The sequence below is a fragment of the Kitasatospora sp. NPDC002543 genome (assembly GCF_053594915.1).
This window is the reverse complement of record NZ_JBSFWR010000211.1, coordinates 1-3,731: the sequence shown is the minus strand read 5'-3', so window position 1 is coordinate 3,731 and position 3,731 is coordinate 1. Positions and strand designations below refer to the sequence as shown.

General features: G+C 72.1%; 1 protein-coding gene. It reads left to right on the top strand.

All coding sequences use genetic code 11. The features are described 5' to 3' along the window. Window positions 1-3,731, top strand: a 3,731-nt coding sequence (locus ACWD4P_RS37990) for a type I polyketide synthase (RefSeq protein WP_449782788.1), incomplete at both ends; no start/stop codon positions are given.

Here is a 3,731-nt window from a genome sequence, read left to right as displayed (position 1 = left end):
AAGCCCTCGCCATGGACCCCCAGCAACGCCTCCTCCTGGAGACCTCCTGGGAAGCCCTCGAACGAGCCGGCATCGACCCCACCACCCTCAAGGGCACGCAGACCGGCGTCTTCGCCGGCGTCATGTACCACGACTACGGCCTCAGCGAGGAATCCGGCTCCACCAGCGGCGGCAGCCTCGTCACCGGCCGCGTCTCCTACACCCTCGGCCTCGAAGGCCCCTCCGTCACCGTCGACACCGCCTGCTCCTCCTCCCTCGTCGCCATGCACCTCGCCGGACAAGCCCTGCGCACCGGCGAATGCACCCTCGCCCTCGCCGGCGGCGTCACCGTCATGGCCCGACCCGACATGTTCGTCTACTTCAGCGGACAACGCGGACTCGCCACCGACGGCCGCAGCAAGTCCTTCTCCGACAACGCCGACGGCACCGGCATCTCCGAAGGCGTCGGCATGCTCCTGCTGGAGCGGCTGTCCGACGCCCGCCGCAACGGCCACCCGGTGCTGGCCGTTCTGCGCGGCACCGCCGTCAACCAGGACGGCGCCTCCAACGGCCTCACCGCCCCCAACGGCCCCTCCCAGCAACGCGTCATCCGCAAGGCCCTCACCACCGCGGGCCTCACCACCGCCGACATCGACCTCGTCGAAGCCCACGGCACCGGCACCCGCCTCGGCGACCCCATCGAAGCCCAGGCCCTCATCGCCACCTACGGCCAGAACCGGCCCGCGGACCAGCCCCTCCACCTCGGCTCCATCAAGTCCAACCTCGGCCACACCCAGGCCGCCGCAGGCGTCGCGGGCGTCATCAAGGTCGTCGAGGCCATGCGCCACGGCATCATGCCCCGCACCATCCACGCCGAACAGCGTTCCTCCCAGGTCGACTGGGAAGCCGGCGCCGTCGAACTGCTCACCGAGCCGCGCGCATGGCCCCTCGGCGACCGACCCCGCCGGGCCGGCGTCTCCTCCTTCGGCCTCAGCGGCACCAACGCCCACGTGATCGTCGAAGGCGTCGATGCGGTGGACAGCCCCGCCCTCGAGGACCGGGCCGAGGCCCCGGTCGTTCCGGTCGTGCTGTCGGCGAAGACCGCCCCCGCCCTGCGCGACCAAGCCTCCCGCCTGTACGACCGTCTGACCACGCAGCCCGACGTTCGAGTGCTGGACGTCGCGCACTCGCTGATCACCACCCGCACCGGATTCGAGCACCGCGCCGTCGTGATCGCCTCCACCACGGACGAACTCACCACCGCCCTGAGCGCGCTGATCGACGGAACGGCCGGGCCGGCCGTCACCTTCGGCAGGGCCGAGAACGGCGCTGTCACCGGGTTCCTGTTCACCGGCCAGGGCGCCCAGCGCCTCGGCATGGGACAGGAGTTGTACAACGCCCACCCCGTGTTCGCCGCGCGTTTCGACGAGATCTGCGCGGAGCTGGACCGGTGGCTCGACCGACCCCTGCGCGAAGTCGTCTGGGGTGAGGACAGTGACCTCCTCAACCAGACCGCCTACACCCAGACCGCCCTCTTCGCCATCGAGGTCGCCCTGTTCGCCCTCCTGCAGTCGTGGGGTGTTCAGCCGCAGTACCTCGCCGGGCACTCCATCGGCGAACTCGCCGCCGCCCACGTCGCGGGCGTCTGGACCCTGCCGGACGCCGCCCGACTCGTCGCCGCACGCGGCCGACTCATGCAGGCCCTTCCGAGTGGCGGCGCGATGATCGCCGTCGAGGCCACCGAGGACGAGATCTCCTCGCACCTGACCGACGGCGTCGACATCTCCGCCCTCAACGGCCCCCGCTCCGTGGTCATTTCAGGCGAAGCGACCGCTGTCGAGGCGCTCGCCGAGCGCTTCGCCACCCAGGGCCGCCGCACCTCGCGCCTGCGCGTCTCGCACGCCTTCCACTCCGTGCTCATGGAGCCCATGCTCGCCGAGTACGCCACCGTGGCAGCCCAGTTGGCCTACAGCGAGCCCACCATCCCGCTCGTTTCGACGGTCACCGGCACCCTCACCACCGCCGAACTCACCGACCCGCAGTACTGGGTCGGCCAGGTCCGCGCCGCCGTCCGCTTCACCGACGCCGTTCAGACCCTTGCCGACAACGGCGTCACCACCCTGCTGGAGATCGGCCCCGACGCCGTCCTCACCGCCATGGCCCAGCAGACGACCGAAGACACCACCGTCATCCCCACCCAGCGCCGCGACCGCGACGAGAACACCACCTTCCTCGCAGCTCTGGGCTCGCTCCACACCACCGGTGTGACCATCGACTGGGCCACCGCCTTCACCCGCCTCCACACCCAGCACACCGACCTGCCCACCTACCCCTTCCAGCACGAACGCTTCTGGCTGTTGGAGCGCCCCTCCGACGACGCGGCGTCCATGGGCCTCGAACCCACGGACCACCCGCTGCTCACGGCGGCCCTGGCGGCGCCGGGCGATGACGGTTCGGTCGTCCTGACCGGTCGGCTCTCCCGGTCGGCCCACCCGTGGATCGCCGACCACCGCATCGGGAACGCCGTGCTCTTCCCCGGTACGGGCTTCGTCGAGCTGGCGCTGCGCGCCGCGCAGCAGGTCGACTGCGGCGTCCTCGCCGAGCTTGCTCTCCAGGCACCCCTCGTGCTCCCCGAGCACGGCGGTGTCGCCGTCCAGGTCGCCGTCACCGGCGCCGACGGCAACGGCGACCGCACCGTGACGATCCACTCCCGCACCGACGACGCCACCGCCTGGACCCAGCACGCGGAGGGTCTGCTCGGCCGGTCGGCCGGGACCGTCGCCTCCGGCAGCCGTCTCACCGAGTGGCCGCCGGCCGGGGCCGAAGAGGTCGACGTCACCGACGCCTACACCGTCCTCACGGAGCTCGGCTACGGCTACGGCCCGGTCTTCCAGGGGCTCAAGGCCGCCTGGCAGCGCGGCGACGAGACCTTCGCCGAGGTCGCGCTGCCGGAGTCCGCGCACGCGGACGCCGCCCGCTTCGGCCTCCACCCGGCGCTGTTCGACGCGACGATGCACGCCGGCCTGATCACCCGTGACGGGGAGACCGGTGACGAGGGCACGGTGCTCCCGTTCGCCTGGAACGAGGTCGCCGTCCACGCGATCGGTGCCGTGGCGCTGCGGGTCCGTCTGACCCGCTCCGCCACCGGCGACGTCGCCATCGCCCTTGCCGACCAGGCGGGCGAGCCCGTGGCCTCCGTCGCCGCGGTCGTCGGCCGCCCGGTGGCGGCGGGGCAGTTGGACGCGGTGAAGGCCGCTCCCCCGCTGCTCGCCGTGGAGTGGGCCCCGATCACCGTCGACACCACCGACACCACCACCCCGTCCGCCATCACCTGGGACGACCTCCCCACCAACGGCGACGAACTGCCCTCCGTGATCGTCCTGCCGTGTGCCCCGCAGAGCGGTGACGTACCGGCCGGCATGCGGGCCGGTCTCGGCCGGGTCCTGGACGCGCTCCAGGCATGGCTGGCCGACGACCGCCTCACCGACTCGCGCCTGGTCGTCGTCACCTCGGGCGCCATCGCCCACCCCGAGATCACCGACCTGGCCGGCGCCCCCATCTGGGGCCTGATCCGCGCCGCCCAGGCCGAGAACCCCGGACGCATCACCCTCGCCGACCTCGACGACCTCACGACCCTCCCCCACATCCTGGGCGCCGTCGTCGCCTCCGGCGAACCCGAACTCGCCATCCGCAACGGCGAACTCTTCATCCCCCGACTCACCCCGACCACCACCACCGAAACCCAGCCGATC